15 protein-coding genes and 3 pseudogenes are annotated in these 14,824 nt (G+C 61.8%); 12 read left to right on the top strand and 6 right to left on the bottom strand.

The annotated features are described in order from the left end of the window. Positions 1 to 366: 366 nt before the first annotated feature. From KAK09_RS17460 to KAK09_RS18910, 3 pseudogenes are all read right to left on the bottom strand, one after another. Positions 367 to 564, bottom strand: a pseudogene (locus KAK09_RS17460) (integrase core domain-containing protein); the annotation flags it as partial. 102 nt (positions 565 to 666) lie between these two features. Beyond that, positions 667 to 855, bottom strand: a pseudogene (locus KAK09_RS19165) (IS66 family transposase); the annotation flags it as partial. Further along, positions 795 to 1,153 (bottom strand): annotated as a pseudogene (locus tag KAK09_RS18910) (hypothetical protein); the annotation flags it as partial. The pseudogenes KAK09_RS19165 and KAK09_RS18910, both read right to left, overlap by 61 nt. Positions 1,154 to 1,493: 340 nt before the next feature. On the opposite strand from KAK09_RS18910, the gene KAK09_RS17470 reads away from it, so the two are divergent. Continuing rightward, positions 1,494 to 2,627, top strand: coding sequence for a Fic family protein (locus tag KAK09_RS17470; protein ID WP_210880217.1), 1,134 nt, complete (start codon positions 1,494 to 1,496; stop codon positions 2,625 to 2,627). Positions 2,628 to 3,187: 560 nt separating this feature from the next. Here KAK09_RS17470 and KAK09_RS17475 read toward each other — a convergent pair. Together KAK09_RS17475 and KAK09_RS17480 are read right to left on the bottom strand one after the other, a co-directional pair. Continuing rightward, positions 3,188 to 4,111, bottom strand: coding sequence for a DMT family transporter (locus tag KAK09_RS17475; RefSeq protein ID WP_210880218.1), 924 nt, complete (start codon positions 4,109 to 4,111; stop codon positions 3,188 to 3,190). A gap of 80 nt (positions 4,112 to 4,191) precedes the next feature. Continuing rightward, positions 4,192 to 4,968, bottom strand: coding sequence for a DUF1194 domain-containing protein (locus KAK09_RS17480; RefSeq protein ID WP_210880219.1), 777 nt, complete (start codon positions 4,966 to 4,968; stop codon positions 4,192 to 4,194). Positions 4,969 to 5,014: 46 nt separating this feature from the next. Here KAK09_RS17480 and KAK09_RS17485 point away from each other — a divergent pair, with 46 nt between their 5' ends. From KAK09_RS17485 to KAK09_RS17495, 3 genes are all read left to right on the top strand, one after another. Next, positions 5,015 to 5,200, top strand: coding sequence for a hypothetical protein (locus tag KAK09_RS17485; RefSeq protein WP_210880220.1), 186 nt, complete (start codon positions 5,015 to 5,017; stop codon positions 5,198 to 5,200). Between the two features lie 142 nt (positions 5,201 to 5,342). Further along, on the top strand, positions 5,343 to 6,407 hold the full coding sequence (locus tag KAK09_RS17490; protein ID WP_210880221.1) for an AraC family transcriptional regulator: 1,065 nt from the start codon (positions 5,343 to 5,345) through the stop codon (positions 6,405 to 6,407). Between the two features lie 562 nt (positions 6,408 to 6,969). Beyond that, a complete protein-coding gene (locus KAK09_RS17495) occupies positions 6,970 to 7,581 on the top strand; it encodes a hypothetical protein (RefSeq protein ID WP_210880222.1) in 612 nt (203 codons plus the stop codon). A 12-nt stretch (positions 7,582 to 7,593) separates the two neighbouring features. Here the strand turns inward: KAK09_RS17495 and KAK09_RS17500 are convergent, their stop codons facing one another. Then, positions 7,594 to 8,853 carry a tyrosine-type recombinase/integrase gene (locus KAK09_RS17500; RefSeq protein WP_210880223.1) on the bottom strand — a complete coding sequence of 420 codons (1,260 nt, stop codon included), beginning with the start codon at positions 8,851 to 8,853 and terminating at the stop codon, positions 7,594 to 7,596. Between the two features lie 603 nt (positions 8,854 to 9,456). Between KAK09_RS17500 and KAK09_RS17505 the strand changes: the two genes are divergently transcribed. From KAK09_RS17505 to KAK09_RS17540, 8 genes are all read left to right on the top strand, one after another. Next, entirely contained in the window at positions 9,457 to 9,702 is a 246-nt protein-coding gene (locus KAK09_RS17505; protein ID WP_210880224.1) for a helix-turn-helix transcriptional regulator, read from the top strand. Then, entirely contained in the window at positions 9,699 to 9,965 is a 267-nt protein-coding gene (locus KAK09_RS17510; protein WP_247651400.1) for a hypothetical protein, read from the top strand. Before KAK09_RS17505 ends, KAK09_RS17510 begins: the two co-directional genes overlap by 4 nt. Further along, complete coding sequence (locus KAK09_RS17515) at positions 9,962 to 10,357, top strand: VRR-NUC domain-containing protein (protein WP_210880225.1); 396 nt, start codon at positions 9,962 to 9,964, stop codon at positions 10,355 to 10,357. Before KAK09_RS17510 ends, KAK09_RS17515 begins: the two co-directional genes overlap by 4 nt. Next, positions 10,354 to 11,385 carry a helix-turn-helix domain-containing protein gene (locus KAK09_RS17520; RefSeq protein ID WP_210880226.1) on the top strand — a complete coding sequence of 344 codons (1,032 nt, stop codon included), beginning with the start codon at positions 10,354 to 10,356 and terminating at the stop codon, positions 11,383 to 11,385. The genes KAK09_RS17515 and KAK09_RS17520 overlap by 4 nt, the downstream gene beginning before the upstream one ends. Continuing rightward, entirely contained in the window at positions 11,382 to 12,080 is a 699-nt protein-coding gene (locus KAK09_RS17525) for a hypothetical protein (protein ID WP_210880227.1), read from the top strand. The genes KAK09_RS17520 and KAK09_RS17525 overlap by 4 nt, the downstream gene beginning before the upstream one ends. Positions 12,081 to 12,285: 205 nt before the next feature. Next, a complete protein-coding gene (gene dcm, locus KAK09_RS17530; protein WP_210880228.1) occupies positions 12,286 to 13,512 on the top strand; it encodes a DNA (cytosine-5-)-methyltransferase in 1,227 nt (408 codons plus the stop codon). 31 nt (positions 13,513 to 13,543) lie between these two features. Beyond that, entirely contained in the window at positions 13,544 to 13,981 is a 438-nt protein-coding gene (locus KAK09_RS17535; protein WP_247651401.1) for a very short patch repair endonuclease, read from the top strand. Further along, positions 13,982 to 14,821, top strand: a complete 840-nt coding sequence (locus tag KAK09_RS17540; RefSeq protein WP_210880229.1) for a hypothetical protein — start codon at positions 13,982 to 13,984, stop codon at positions 14,819 to 14,821. The last annotated feature ends 3 nt before the right edge of the window (positions 14,822 to 14,824 follow it).

Raw genomic sequence — 14,824 nt, forward strand, 5'->3', positions numbered from 1 at the left:
CAGTCACCCGCCAGCTACATGGAGAGCGCGGCTGACTGGCCGCCGCCCGCCACGCGCGCCCCGCAGAAACCCCAGGTGGCCTAGTTTTGCGCCGCCCCGTGGCCCAATTTTACTCCGGCGTTGACAGGATGAAGGGCAACGGTTGATGACCTCGGTCTTGAAGAGGCCGATGACGCACTCGGCCAGGGCATTGTCATAGGAATCGCCGACGGTTCCGACAGATGGATCAATGCCGACTTCGATGAGCCGCTCGTCCGCCATGCGCAACCTCCATCTGCTAACGCAGACCTTCTCGCAAGCACCTCACGCGTCAGGAACAGGCCAAATGGTAATCTCCCCCTTTTCAACGGGGTGCAGCCGTAGAATTCACGCAGCCATTTTCAGTTTCATGGCGGGTGTGATGCCGCCGATGCCCATGTTGGGGCGGTCGTTGTTGTAAGTCCATAGCCATCGCGTGGCCTGATCCTGTGCCTCCTCTATGCTTTCGATGATATATTGGTCCAGCCATTCGTGCCGGACCGTCCGGTTGTATCGCTCGACATAGGCGTTCTGCTGGGGCTGGCCGCTGCCGCCCGAGATGTCCGATACGGACCTTGAGCGACTGCTCTATCCGCGGACAGCGCGCGATGTTTCGAACCGCGCGACCCAGCCTGACTGGGCCTGTATCCACCGCGAGTTGCGCCGCAAGACCGCCCAAAGATAGCCCGTCTTCGTCTTGCCGCGCCCTGGGTCCAGCACCGGGGCGGTGGTCTCATCGACATAGAGCCGCGTGCTGCCGGACAGCAGTCGTTTGGCTCGGCAAACAGACGGCCCGGGGCGTGCGCCAGGTCGGCGCCCCGCTTGGTCAGCCGGAACTCACCCTTGTAGTGCCGCCGCAGGCGCAGGGAGATCAGCAGGTAATGCAACACCTCGAGGGGTGGGAATTCGTATTCGTTGATTACCTTGTTGTAGCGGAACATTTCTTCCGCGCTTTTCCCAGGCCAGTCGAAATGCTCGACCGCCCAATGGACGAAGACGCGCTTGAATGCCTTGTCTTGGTCAGCCCAATCGATCCATGCTCCTGCGCGTATTGCAGGGTCAGGAGGGCACCACGCAGCATTGGCGAATGCGCGAGATCGGGATGGTCACCAGGGAGCGGGCGGAATTCGATCATGGCGCAACATTGCCACAGGCTGTGTCCTGTTTCCATGCACTCTAGGCGACTTCCTCACCTCCTGACGATCATGCGGAGAATAGCGGCCGTATTCTCCGCATAGTCTGCGGCGTTCTTCGTCGCGGCTGCGGGAAGTGCGCCACGGGATCACATCTCCGGAGATGGACCTGTCGCGGGTTGGTGCGTGCGAGACGAGGCTCTCTGGCGTCGAAGCTTCTTGATAGCAGACGACTGGCGGCAACCACGCTTGAAGTCAGAATGCGGCACTATTCTGTTGTCAAGATTTCTTGCTGCGGCTACGTTAGTGACAAATCTCGTTGATGACAGAATCGGCCCATATATGGTTGCCAAACCCTATGTTCTGACAGACGCCGTACCCTACCACCTCGGCGCCTTTCCTCCGGCGACGCTCGACTACGAGGTGCTGCTCGGGCCGCTGGAGGAAGCAGCTGCCTCGCTGGCGCGGTACGATGCCAAGATGTCGGGCATGGTGAACAGCGAACTGTTCCTCGCGCCACTGCGCCGCCAGGACGCGGTCACCTCCTCCAGGATGGAAGGGACGATCTCGACCATCGAGGAACTGTACCGACTGGAAGCCGAGGAAGATGCAGGGAGTGCCAATCCCTACCGCGAAGCGCGCAACGACGACGTCGAGACCTACCTGTATTCGCGCGCGCTGAAGAACGCCCAGCAGGCGCTCGCCGAGGGCGCACCGCTTGGCGAACACCTGATCCGGACCGCGCACCAGCAGCTGCTGTCTTTCGGGCGTGGTGCCCGCAAGCGTCCAGGCAGCTACAAGGTGGAGCAGAACTACATCGGAGACGAGCGCCGAGGGAAGATTTACTATGTGCCGATCTCGCCCGAACAGCTTGGCCCGGCAATGGTCGAGCTTGTTCACTACATCAATGAAAGCACGATGCGGCCGCTGATCCGGACGGCCATCGCACATGTCGAATTCGAGGCCCTGCACCCCTTTGAGGACGGCAATGGCCGGATCGGGCGCATGCTGATCACCCTGATGCTGTGGAAGCTCGGCGTGCTGCATCAGCCGAACTTCTTCGTCTCCGGCTATTTCGAGGCCCACAAGGACGAGTACATCGGGCGGATGCGCGCGGTCTCCGCGAGCGGCGACTGGACCGGCTGGGTGGCGTTCTTCCTTCAGGCCATGCACGCCCAGGCAACGGTCAACATCGAGACGGCCGACGCAATCTTCCGCCTTCACGGCGAGATGCGGGAGCGATTCCGTGAGGTGCTGAATTCGCAGTTCCACGATCAGGCATTGGACTTCGTGTTCGCCAGCCCGATCTTCCGCAACGACCGGTTTGTCGATCGCTCCGGAATCCCGGCATCCTCGGCGCGCGCACTGTCCCGGCGCCTGGTTGATGCGGGATTGCTGCGCACGATCGAGCCAGCATCGGGGCGCCGCGCCGCGATGTACGCCTTTGATCCGCTGCTTGATCTGCTGAAAGTCTGACGCGCCTGCGCTTACCACGCAGGGGGACTGTGGAAATGTTGACCAGGTGTTGACCAGAACTGCAACGACGAAATCCCGACGGTTTGCGTCGGGTTCCATCTATTTGATATGCTTTGGTTTTTTGGTTGCGGGGACAGGATTTGAACCTGTGACCTTCAGGTTATGAGCCTATAAATTAGCGATTCCAATAGGTTAGTGATTTCAATGGCTTGCGGGCCAGCCGTTTGATTTTGCGCGATTTCCATGTTTGCAGCGAGCGGGATTCACCGTCTTTCGGCAGCAAACTTGGTGCGAAACATGCATTCGTGGGTTGATGTGGCGTTGATGTAAGAGGATTGTTCGTGCGCCGACCACAATCGTTTTCGGCCCAGTCATGCGGTCGGCGACTGCCTCAGCGCTGCGGCGCAGCTTTCGCAGTGCTGCCATTGGTGCATCTCGCAGCTTTTTTGGAGGATAAATGTCCGAAGGGCGGGATCTTTCGGACATTCGCTGCGGGCGAATCATCTTGTATCGGGATGTGTCCGATGGCGGGGACGCTTCCCTCGACCGGCTGGCACCAGTCAGGGGCCCGACATCTGCGCTCGTGGTTTCCGCCGCTCTCCTCGCGAGAGAAAGATCATCGCCGCGATCATTAATGCGCAGCCTAAGGCCTCTTCCGGTTTCAACCGTTCGTGCAGGATCAGGGCTGCCAACAGGGCGGCCACACCAGGCTCGATCATCGTGGCGGTCAGTCCGACCGATGCACTGCGGCAGCGGTGCATCCCGATAACGAATGCCAGATATGCGCCTCCTGTTGCAGCAACCCCAATGTAGATCAGGATGATCATGTCCCGCCACGGAGGCAGGGGACCCAGCTTCAGCTCTGGATGGCTTGTCCTCAGACCAATGATCGCCGCGAGCACTATGGCCGATGACAACAGCCCCAGCCCGGCAGCGCGCACAGGTTCGCAACGTCGGGTAATCGTGCGGGTAACCAAGGCAAGCACCGCAAATGCGATTGACGCACCCGCGAGAAGAATGGCGCCCTGCATGCCCCCTACACGGATCACTTCTGCTGGTGCTGCCTCTGGAAGAGCCAGAAGCACTCCGGCAGAGGCGATCAAAGTTGCCAGGACGAAGCGACGCTCGGGCAGCTTGCGCAACACTACCGCGTCCACAAGCGCAACGATCAGGACAGGCGCGCAGACAGTCACTGCCACTGTCACGGTCACACCGACGACGCTGAACGCAGCAAAGAGGCAGATCTGAAACGTCGCACCCGCGACGCCGAACAGCAGAAGAGCCCATAGGGGCAAGTCCCTCCAGCCAGGACGGGGAAGCCTCAGAAGTGCCGCGACGATCAGCAGGCTGCCCGCCCCCAGCAATGCCCGCACCAGACCGGCGACAGCCGGATCCTTGAAGTCGCCATCGGACAAAAGAACGGTCGCGACGCCAACTGTGCCCCAGAGGCAGGCCGCCAGACCTACCAGAAGGAGGCCCGCCATCTACTGCTTATCCCCCTGCTCTTGAGACGGGCCTGCAGCCGTCATGCCACCGTTCGTCGCATATCTGTTTCGCAGAGAGATCATTTGTGCAGGCCGTTGGCGGAGGTCAGCACCGTCCCATCGATCTCCCGCACCAGTTTTTTCACGATTGCCGCAGCGAAATCGGCGTGGCCGTCGATCTGCATCACGAAGCTGCCCGGCCCGGTGATCAGCTGCTCACGGTAGTAGTCTGCCAGGTCCGGCTCGACATCGATGATGGCCAGACCATTGATGGCGATATCGAGATCACGGGCGCGCTGCCGCACATGCGCCAGTGGAGGGGAGGCGCGTCTCGGGTGGGCCTGGGAGGCGCGCCTCGAGCCGGCCTGGCTCGACTCGCGCCCGTCGCCGGAAACATTGATGAGCTTGCGACCGGCGCATTGCGAACCGTCTTCGAGCAGATCTATCGCCGCCGCCACCCCGGCACCGAGGCCGGTATCGCCGGTCACAAACCGTATGACCGAACCAATTCGCTGTGCGAATATCTCGGCATTGCCCGCGTTGACGATCCGTTGCCAGTCCAGAACTTGTGGCAGCATATCCGCATCGCCCCAGATCACCGCCGCAAGGTCGACGATCCCGGCATCACCAAGGGCACGCAGCACCTCCCGGTTCCGAAAAGCGGCAGCGTAGCCTCCGATCTGCAAGGCAAACTCATTGTCATCGACGCTGCCGGAGGCGTCGATCGAGAGCACCAATGATAGATCGGAGCACAGGGCCACGGCCGCGCCTGGTGTGAGTGCAGCGAACCATGTCACCAAAAACAGGTGACAAGGGGCGGCAATTGATCTGGTGTAATCAGAAGATCTAAGCCGCATCCATGCCTCCTTGCAAAAAGTGTGACCGCTCGCCCATGAGAAAGTGGTGGAGGCCATTGAAAACGGTCTTTCCGATCATAAAAAATACTGCGGGTCTGCTCGAACAGCTGCCCGCATTTCATTGGTTGCCCAGCTTGACGGCCTTCAGGCACAGCGTGACATGATGTTGGGCAGCGGTCTGGACCGGAAGCGCAGCGCCGAGACGAATTGCGAAGTTATTCGCTGGGTGTGATCGCGCTTGACATTCGGAGAGATCAAGCCATCCTCATTCTTCTAATAATTAGAAATATACGCAGTTTTATCAGAAACATACGCAGTTCGCCTTCGTGGGGTGGTCATTTTTGATTATTCCGGCATCGGCGTTGAGGTAAGCGATGGACCGGGAGCGGAAGACTACTGGTCCAGTCGGCGTACTTGGACGCGGGTTCAAGATCGCCGAAATCCGGGATTTGCAGACACTTGAAGGCGGAACATATTGGCCGGAGCTTCATCCCTACTTCATCCGACCCGATTACCAGCGCCTCCGGTATTCGATACGGGGGAAAGCACGGGGAAAGCATGCGAGCGGGGATACGCTTTCTGTCCGCGCAGCGAGCAAGGCGGGCGAACTGGATGTGGCCTTCATCGCAGACCGGCTTGCGGCGACGATGTTCATCGTGGACGCTGGATTGCCAGACTACTGCCTGACTTGGGTCAGCGAAGGCCAACTGGCCTTTTCCGGCCCGATAAAATCGTCCCTGCTGATAGACAAGGACGTGGGTCTGATTTACCGCGGGCACCCGGACACCGCCTTGGTGGCGACGGACGCGCATGAACGACTGGCGATCTGGATTCCACGCGCAAGTCTTACCCAACGGCTTGTAGCGCTACTGGACGGGCCGGTGGCGGCTGATGCCGAATTCCAGCCAGCCTTCGACTGGAACGGGCAACATGTGCGTGCTTTGCGGCACCTCGTCGAACTTCTGATGCTGGAACTACAGGCACCCGCACAGTCCATCCTCGGCAGCGAAGCCGCGACCCGTTCTTTCGTGGACCTCCTGATTTACACGCTCTTGCGGTCCGTGCCCAACACCTATTCGGAGCGTATTGATCGGCCGGGCGCCAGCGCGGCACCGGGAACGCTCCGGCGCGCGGAAACTTACATACGCTCTCACGCGGAGGAGCCGATAGCGCTGCACGAGGTCGCAGCCGCGGCTGGTTGCAGTGTGCGCACCCTGCAACTCGTCTTCCGCAGTTTCAAGGAGACGACTCCGTTATTGTTCATCCGACAATCCCGGCTTGAAGCAGCTCGCGACGCCATTCGCTCGAGTGATTGCGGAATCACGGTCACCGAACTCGCCCTCCGATTTGGCTTCGCCAACCCGGGCCGTTTCACCCGCCTTTACAGGAACGCTTTCGGCGAGTCGCCCGCGGACGTTATGCGTCGTCGAAGAACATAGTCTTTCGTCGCGGTCGTCGATCATGATGAAATGGACGCAGTTGATCTCGACGGCATCGATCTTTCGGATGTGGAGAGTTTCAAGAAGCCGCACGGACGCGCCGCTGCATGAGCAGCAACCAGTCTGAGGTTACGAGTCTGAATGGCAGCTTCAATCTTTACCGATCGGCTGCTTCGCGACCGCGGCGGCTGACCGGAAACCGCCCACAGCGTAGTTGGTTGGCGTTGAACGGGCCGCCCCTCAAGGCAACACCCCCACATCGCCGCGTTGATGAGGCCAAACTCCGCGCTCCCCTCAACGAGGGACACACCCTTGTGCCTGGCGGCCGCAATCTCGGCAAATCGCATCGGACCCACGCTCTTCCCGAAGGCTATCACGATTCTGTTTTTCTCGACGTCTGGTTCTTACGGGGGCGTATGGGGCAAGATCGCCTTAGGGACGAGTCCTTGGCGATTTGACAACCCTTAGATGCAATCACTACCCCACAAACAATCACTGCCCCTGGCGGATCATTCCGGCTGCCAAGCGCCCAATCAAGGCCCAATAGAAGATGGATCACTCGATGAAACTCCCCCAGCGCGAATTCTATACCCTGAACGAAGTGGCGGCCCGTTGGGGGTGCACCCTGGCCGACATTGCAGGTTGGTCGGCCGCTGGTCAGCTGGATGTGATCACCGGCATCCCTCCCACCTTCTGCGACACCGAGAGAGTTTCAGGCACGGTTGTCATCTGCACCATGGACATCGTGCAGATGTTTCGCCGCTGTGGGACCGGCCCCAAAACCGCGAAGTTGCGCCGCCTGCGCACCGAAGACGCCACCGACTGGCTGTTTGTCACCGATCCGCCCGAGGGCATCGATGTGTCCATCGCCGATCTCTTTGTGCGCAGCAAACAGGTCATGAAGTTTGAAGACAAGCATGATCTGCTGCGCCGGGTCAGTGGCGGCACTGGGTCAGCATCGCCCTATGATTGGGATGGCATGACCAAGGCCTTCCTGATCCGTATCCATGACCACGGCATTCCGGCCAGCAAAGCCGAGATGATCAGCGACATTCAGGACTGGTTCGTGGCACATTCGAACGGCGACGATATCCCAAGCGAGCGCTCCATCCGGCGCCATGTCGATGATCTGTGGAAAATGCTGAGTGAGCTCCGACAGGATGAGAACGCCTGACCCGGCGCGTGGTCAGGCCTGTTTGCGATCACTGTCCGCATCGCGGACCAGCGTCGGGCGGGGCCGGAAGATATGCGCCACCGCATCAACGCCCGCCCGCAGGGGCGAGTCCATCAGATGCGCATAGCGCTGGGTCGTCTGCATTTGCGTATGACCCAGCAGTTTGCCGATCATTTCCAGGGATGCACCACCGCTGACCAAGAGCGACGCGAAGGTATGGCGCAGATCATGGATGCGCACATCGGACAGATCAGCGATCTTCTGAACCTGCCGCCAGAAGCGCCGGATTTCCTTTACCGGCTGGCCCGGCACATCGCCGGGAAAGAGCCATGGCACGCCGCTTGGGACCAGCAGCTGGCGCTGGCGCACAATCGCCGCCACGTCACCCGAGACCGGCACCCTGTGGATCTTGCGTTGCTTGGTGGTGGCCGCAGGCTTTGACCAGACACCAAGCTCCAGATTGAACTGTTCAAACCGCGATTGCCGCACTTCACCCAACCGCGCACCGGTCAGCATGCAAAGCCGGATGATCCCCGCCGCGCGCTGGTCTGACGCTGCATCCAGCGCCGAGGCCAGTCGGGCGATTTCCTCCGGGCTCAGGAACCGCTCGCGCGCGGCCTCGATACGCCGGTGAAACCCGGATGCAGGATTGTCTTCGCGCCAGCCCCAGTCGATCGCCAGCGTGAACATCTTGCGCAACACCTCGCCCACGCGGTTGGCGCGCACCGGCGTGGGCTTCGGCCCCTGCAATTTGCGGGCGCGATTGTTGGGTTTGACCTTGGCGGGGCGCGCCCTGCCCTCGGCGATCTTCGCCAGCAGCTTTGCCACATCGGTCTTGGTGATGGCGGTCACCAGCTTGTTTCCCCAGTGCGGTGCCACCAGCTTGGCGAGCATCGCCTTCTGGTCTGCGGCATTGGCCGGAGCCAGTTTGACGACATGCTCGGCGATGTAACGCTCGATCATGTCGCTGACATGCGGGGCGCTGCGCAGCTCACTCTTTCCGGCCAGCGGATCGCCACCCTCGTCAATCTCGCGCCGCAACTGCCGGGCGCGGTCTCTGGCCGCCGTCACGCTCCATTCCGGCCAGCGCCCGATTGTCATCCGGCGCTGGCGACCGGCATAGCGATAATCCAGTGTGAAGGCCCGGCTGCCGGATCGGTAGATGCACACGGCAAAGCCGCGCACCTCGGTATCAAAAATCTGGTAGTCCCGCCCCTTTACCGGCATGGGTTCGCGGACCGATTTGTCGTTCAATCTCATACGCTTGGGCATGTCACCCTCCTATCAATGCCCTTGTCATGACGCGTGGATTCGCGGGCATATCAAGGTAATCATGGGCTTGTGGGCGGCGGGGAGGCACTGACCGGCGGTGAATGACACTGGCTGGCAGTGGTTTTGCACCCCGGTGCCGCCCGTATTCGGACGGGGATCGGGCAAACGGGGCGTGAACGGCAGTTTCTCCCCAGGATGATCGCCTTACGACCTGCACGCCATTGCGGCCCAATGTCGTCCGATGCCGCATCGCCCGGAAAACCCCAATGAAATCAATCACCGGCACCGAGGCGCCAAGCCACTGTCACTCAGTGTCACAGCGCCGTTCGTGCCCAGCCGCCCGAATCCCTTGTTTTACAGGGTTTGGTGCCTGTCGCGCCGCCACGCTCTACCCTGCGCGCCTCAAACAGGCGACGCGTCCCGCGCGCTGCACCGCAGCATGATTTTGGCCGAAATCGCAAAAACCCAATAAAACAAGGGGCGGCACGGGGGTGCAAATCCAGTGCCAGCCAGTGTCACTCAGTGCCTTCCCGCCGCCCCTGCCGATCTGCGCCTTCTCAAACCGGCAAACGCCCCGTTCGGGCAACAACCGGGAGAAGACACATGACGCAGACACATCGACATTCCGCAGCACCGCCTGCGCCCTTGATGGCGGGATGGATCAGCCGCCTTGATCTAGCGCGCGAGCTTGGCCTTTCCGTCGACACGCTTCGGCGCTGGGATAACCGGCGCATTGGCCCCGCCTGCGTGCGGGCCGGGCGCACGATCTATTACCGCCGCGCCGTTGTTCTGGACTGGCTGGAAAAGCAGGAGAGCACCAAGCGCGCAAACGGGAAGGGCCGCAAATGACGAGCCTCCTGCCCCACCCGCCCGTCATTCCGACCTCGACCACCGGCGATTGGATGCACGACCGCCTGACCGAGGCGCGCGGTGTCCTCGCGGACACCACCCAGCATCCGGACAGCCTCGTCATTCTCGCCGCCCGCGTCGTTGTCGGCCAGAGTGACGATGCCCGTGAATGCGGCGATGCGCTTGAGGTGCTGCGATTGCTGGACCGGCGCCCCCTGCATGCCATCGCGGCGGCTGCGTTCCCGAAAGGCGGTGCGGCATGAACCGGCGCAGCACACCCGAGGCCGATGCCCAGCGCGCCATCGTGCAGGCGCTGCGCTTTGCCCTGCCCCGCGATACCATCATCCATCACTGCGCCAATGAGGTGTCTGAGCCGGGACCGCGCGGTGCAAAGCGTCAGGCGATCCTCGTCGGCATGGGCGTTCATGCCGGGTTTGCCGATCTGATCGTGATCTCCGGCGGCCGCGTGCTGTTCCTCGAGGTCAAAAGCGAAACCGGTCGATTGCGCAAATCGCAGGAGGTCTTCCGCGACACGGTCTGCGCGCAGGGCTTTGGCTGGGCGCTGGTGCGCTCGGTCGACGATGCGCTGGGCGCGCTGGCCGACAACGGCTTCACCAGCCGCGCGCAGCGCCCCATGCGGAGGGCAGCGCCATGAGCCATGACGCCACCAACTGGGCGATCCAGCGGCGCGGGCTCAAACCGACGACCAAGATCGTGCTCTGGCACCTCTGTGATCGCTTCAACCCCGACTTCGGCTGCTTCCCATCGCAGAATCGGCTGGCCCATGATTGCGAGATCAGCCGGTCCACCCTGAACGAACATCTTGATCGGTTGGAGGCGGAACGCCTGCTGCGCCGGGTGCCGCGCATTGATCCCGTCACCAAGCGCCAGCTGCCGACCCGCTACATCCTGGGGTTCGAGGAAGGCTTTGCACCACATGATCCCGAGCCATGTCCGGAAACCGGACACGGGTTTTTGCCCTTCGGCCATGTGGCTGAATCTGCGTCTGAAATCGTCACCAGCAGTGCCAATCGGGCCGAGCCGTGTCCGGAAATCGCACACGGAAACCTGCAGGAACCCGTGTCCGGTTTTTGCCCTGACCCGTGTCCGGAAAATGGCCAAAGCCGTGTCCGGAATCCGGACACTAACCTTGTAAGAGAACCACTAAGTAAACCAGTAAAGGAGGAGGAGGAGGAGGACGCGACTGCGCGCGAGGCCGATTTTGATCGGTTCTTCGCAGAACTGCTCGCTGCGCTGGGCTTTGCCGCCAATGCCGCCCTGCCCGCCTGGTGGCAGGGCTGGCCAGCGCATACCCATGTGCGCCGCTGGATCGATGATCTCGGGCTGTCCGAGGATCGGATCATCGAGGTTGCTGCTGAGACCCGGCGTGATCATCCGAACCCACCCGATGGACCCAAAGCCCTTGATCGGTTCATGGAACGGGCAGCAGGGCGCGATGCGCAGGCGGCCATCGCAAACGCCAAAGGTCCGACGACCAAGCGACAGCGCAAGCGAGACGCAGCACCCCGACCCGACGACGATGAACTGGCGGCGTTCTACGCGGCCAAGGTCAACTCCGACAGCTTCCTGCCTGCCAGCATGATCAGCAACGCCATGTGCGCCGCGATGCTGGCGCGCGGTCTGGTCACGCCCGAGCGGCTTCGGCAGCGGGGAGTGCTATGAGCGGCCTTGATCGCAAGTTGCCCGGAAAGCCATTGCGGCCCAGCGCATACGGCAAGGGGAAGCGCGCGCTGGGCGTGCAAGCAGCACTGGAATGGGCGTTCCGGGTGGAAAAGGCGCAGCTGGACCTGCCGCCACCACAGCACATCACCGAGGAGGGCTTCGGCTTTGGCCTCGAATACGTCCTGATGCAGCGCGCGGCGCTGGGCTGCAAGATCGACGGTGGGCAGCACAAGATGGGCAGCTATACCCATGCGGATGCCGAAGTGATCGCCGCCACCGTCGCCGGAATACCCGACAGCCTCGGCGGCAAGCGCATGGCGATCCGCGTGGCGGAACTGGCGCGCGCGGGCCTGACACCGGACTGGATGCCCGGTGCGGTGCCGCGCTGCGTGCCCGGTGGCACGCGCGAAAACCAGCACGGCGTGCGCGCGGTGACCGAGGTTGTAGGCACCGAGTGCGTGCTGAGCCGCGGCCGCTGGCGCAGCGTCGAGGTGCTTGCCTGTCCCGTCATCTGGCGACCGCATCCGGAGCAAATCGCCTCGGCCCGGCGTGGGTATGAGGATTGGTGGCGGGCGCTGGATTGGCTCCGGGATGGCTTGATGGCTGGCGGCATGCTGCGGGAGGTGGAGGTGACGGCGGCGATGCCGAAGGTGCGGCCGTGGAACATCTCTTCCGGTAGATCCCGCGGCGAATGACGGTCGGGCGGCGACAGCACTCTGCGGGCATTACAAATCCGCGCCCGGCTCTCGCACGATAACATATCATGCGGTGCCTGCCACCAGTCACACAAAATCAAGGGTTTTGTTTTTGTATTGTTCTTGCATTTAGGGAATCTCCCGCGCATTGTGTCAGAAATCGCCCCAGGAAATGGGCGATATCAGTACAGGGGCCAGAGCAGATATGACGGAATTCGCAACACTGCTTCAGCAGGCGGGCTGGCCCGTGGCAGAAGCCGCCGTGAAGCTTGGCTATTCAGAGGGCCACGTCTACCGCTGGAAGCGCGGGGAGGAAAGCCCCCGCGAGGGGGTCCTGCGCCTGCTGCGCCAGGAGGTTGGAGCGCGGCAGTCAGAGTTGCCCAAAGGTGACTTTACGTTCATCGACCTCTTCGCCGGTATCGGTGGTTTGAGACGTGCCATGGAACACGCGGACGGGCGTTGCGTATTCACCTCCGAATGGGACAAGTTCGCCCAGACGACTTATCATGCCAATTTCCCTGACAACCGGCCGATCGAAGGTGACATCCGGGGCATTGCGGCTGAAGATATCCCCGCCCATGACGTCCTCGTTGCGGGATTCCCCTGTCAGCCATTTTCCATCGCCGGTGTTTCAAAGCTGAATGCCCTGAAGCGTCAGCACGGATTTCTGAACGAAACCCAGGGCACGCTGTTTTTCGATGTGCTGCGCATCCTGCTCCACCACCGGCCCGCGGCATTCCTGCTGGAGAACGTGAAGAACCTGAAGAGCCATGACCGGGGGCGCACGTTCGCCGTGATCAGGCGCAAACTCGAGGACGAACTTGGGTACAAACTGCACACCCGGGTTATCGATGCCGCCCATTTCGTGCCCCAGCACCGCGAGCGGATTGTCATGGTTGGCTTCCGTGAGGACGTTCCGTTCTCCTTCGACGACATGGTGATCCCGCCGCGCGGCCACCGCCGCATGCGCGATATCCTGCACCCGGAGGACGGAAGTGAATCGCCGGAAGGCCACTTTACATGCGGGCCCGATGCCGCCGTGGACGCGCGCTACACACTGACCGACAAGCTCTGGGCCTATCTGCAGGGCTATGCTGCCAAACACCGTGCAAAGGGCAACGGCTTCGGCTTCGGGCTGGTCGACGGGGACAGCATCGCCCGGACGCTTTCAGCACGCTACTACAAGGACGGCTCAGAGATCCTCGTCCGTCAGGGTGAGGGCCGCAATCCACGCCGGCTCACCCCGCGGGAGTGCGCACGTCTGATGGGATACAAGGACAGCTTTCGCATTCCTGTTTCTGACACGCAGGCCTACAGGCAATTCGGCAACTCAGTTGCAGTGCCTGTATTCGCTGAGGTCGCCCGTCTTATGCGTCCGCATATTCTCGAGTTGTGCAGGACCAAAGCTGCATCGCTTGAGAAAGTTGGCTGACGTCCACGACAAAACTACGCGCAGCCGCAACATGGCTGCGATCCGCAGCCGCGACACAGAGCCCGAACTTATGCTGCGGCGCGGCCTTCATGCGCTGGGCTTACGTTTCCGCCTGCATAGCCGCAAGCTCCTAGGCCGACCCGACATGGTGCTTGCAAAATACCGCGCTGTCATCTTTGTAAACGGCTGTTTCTGGCACGGGCATAACTGCCATCTGTTCCGCTGGCCGAAAACACGCGAAGAATTCTGGCGCGACAAGATCGGAGCAAACGTCGCGCGTGACCGGGCCACTCTCGCCGCACTCAGTGAGCAGGGCTGGCGTACAGCCATTGTCTGGGAGTGCGCCCTGAAAGGACGTGGCCGCCATGATCCTGCCGTAGTGATTGGGGCAGTTGCGAACTGGCTGCATTCCGGCGAGAGTAACCTCAATCTGACCGGCAGCAACGCAGGGCCAGAGAATGGAGGCTGAATGGCAGCGCGTGGTTATCTCTCGGAATATTTCGCCGGCGCGGGCGCTAAGGTGCTGCGCGGCACAGAGGTCGACCCGGCCGTCTCCCGCGGTCATGAATTCCAGGGGGTGGACGCTTTCCGGCTGTTTCTGGGCACCCCGGCCGGGAAGGAGCAGGTTCCCGTCACCTATGTCTGGATGGATGACGAGCAGGACGAGCCGGATCGTCTGGAGCTGCACGCGACCTGGTACGACAGTCGTCGTGGCAAGGGACATCGCGGCCCCGAGTACCGGCTATATTACCCCGCCGCCGCCGAGCCGATCGTCCACCGGGCCCGCGAAGGCGACACGCTTTTTCTGTGCATGACCGCGGAACGCAGGGTACTGGCAATCCTTTGTCCGGCGGGCAGCAGCACCGAGCAAAAGCTGCTCTGGCTCTTTGCACTCAGCCTGACCGAAGACTTCGAGCTCACCCCGCGCGCGCTCCCCGCGGATGGTGGGCGCGATATCGATCTTGCGGCGCGATTCATCATCGGTGAGCTCGGGATCGAACCCGAAGAAGAAGAACCCGATGCACTGGGCAGGCTGGTCGATCGATACGGTCTGAAGTTTCCGGGCACTGCGGAATTTTCGGCATTCGCCCGCAAGACTCTGAAGGGCATCGATCCGCGCGAGGATCCGGATGCTGCGCTGATCGCCTGGATGGAGCATGAGGAGGCGCTGTTTCGCAGCCTTGAGTGTCAACGCCGGAGTAAAATTGGGCCACGGGGCGGCGCAAAACTAGGCCACCTGGGGTTTCTGCGGGGCGCGCGTGGCGGGCGGCGGCCAGTCAGCCGCGCTCTCCATGTAGCTGGCGGGTGACTG

This window comes from Roseovarius autotrophicus (assembly GCF_018069895.1).
Classification (GTDB): Bacteria; Pseudomonadota; Alphaproteobacteria; order Rhodobacterales; family Rhodobacteraceae; genus Roseovarius; species Roseovarius autotrophicus.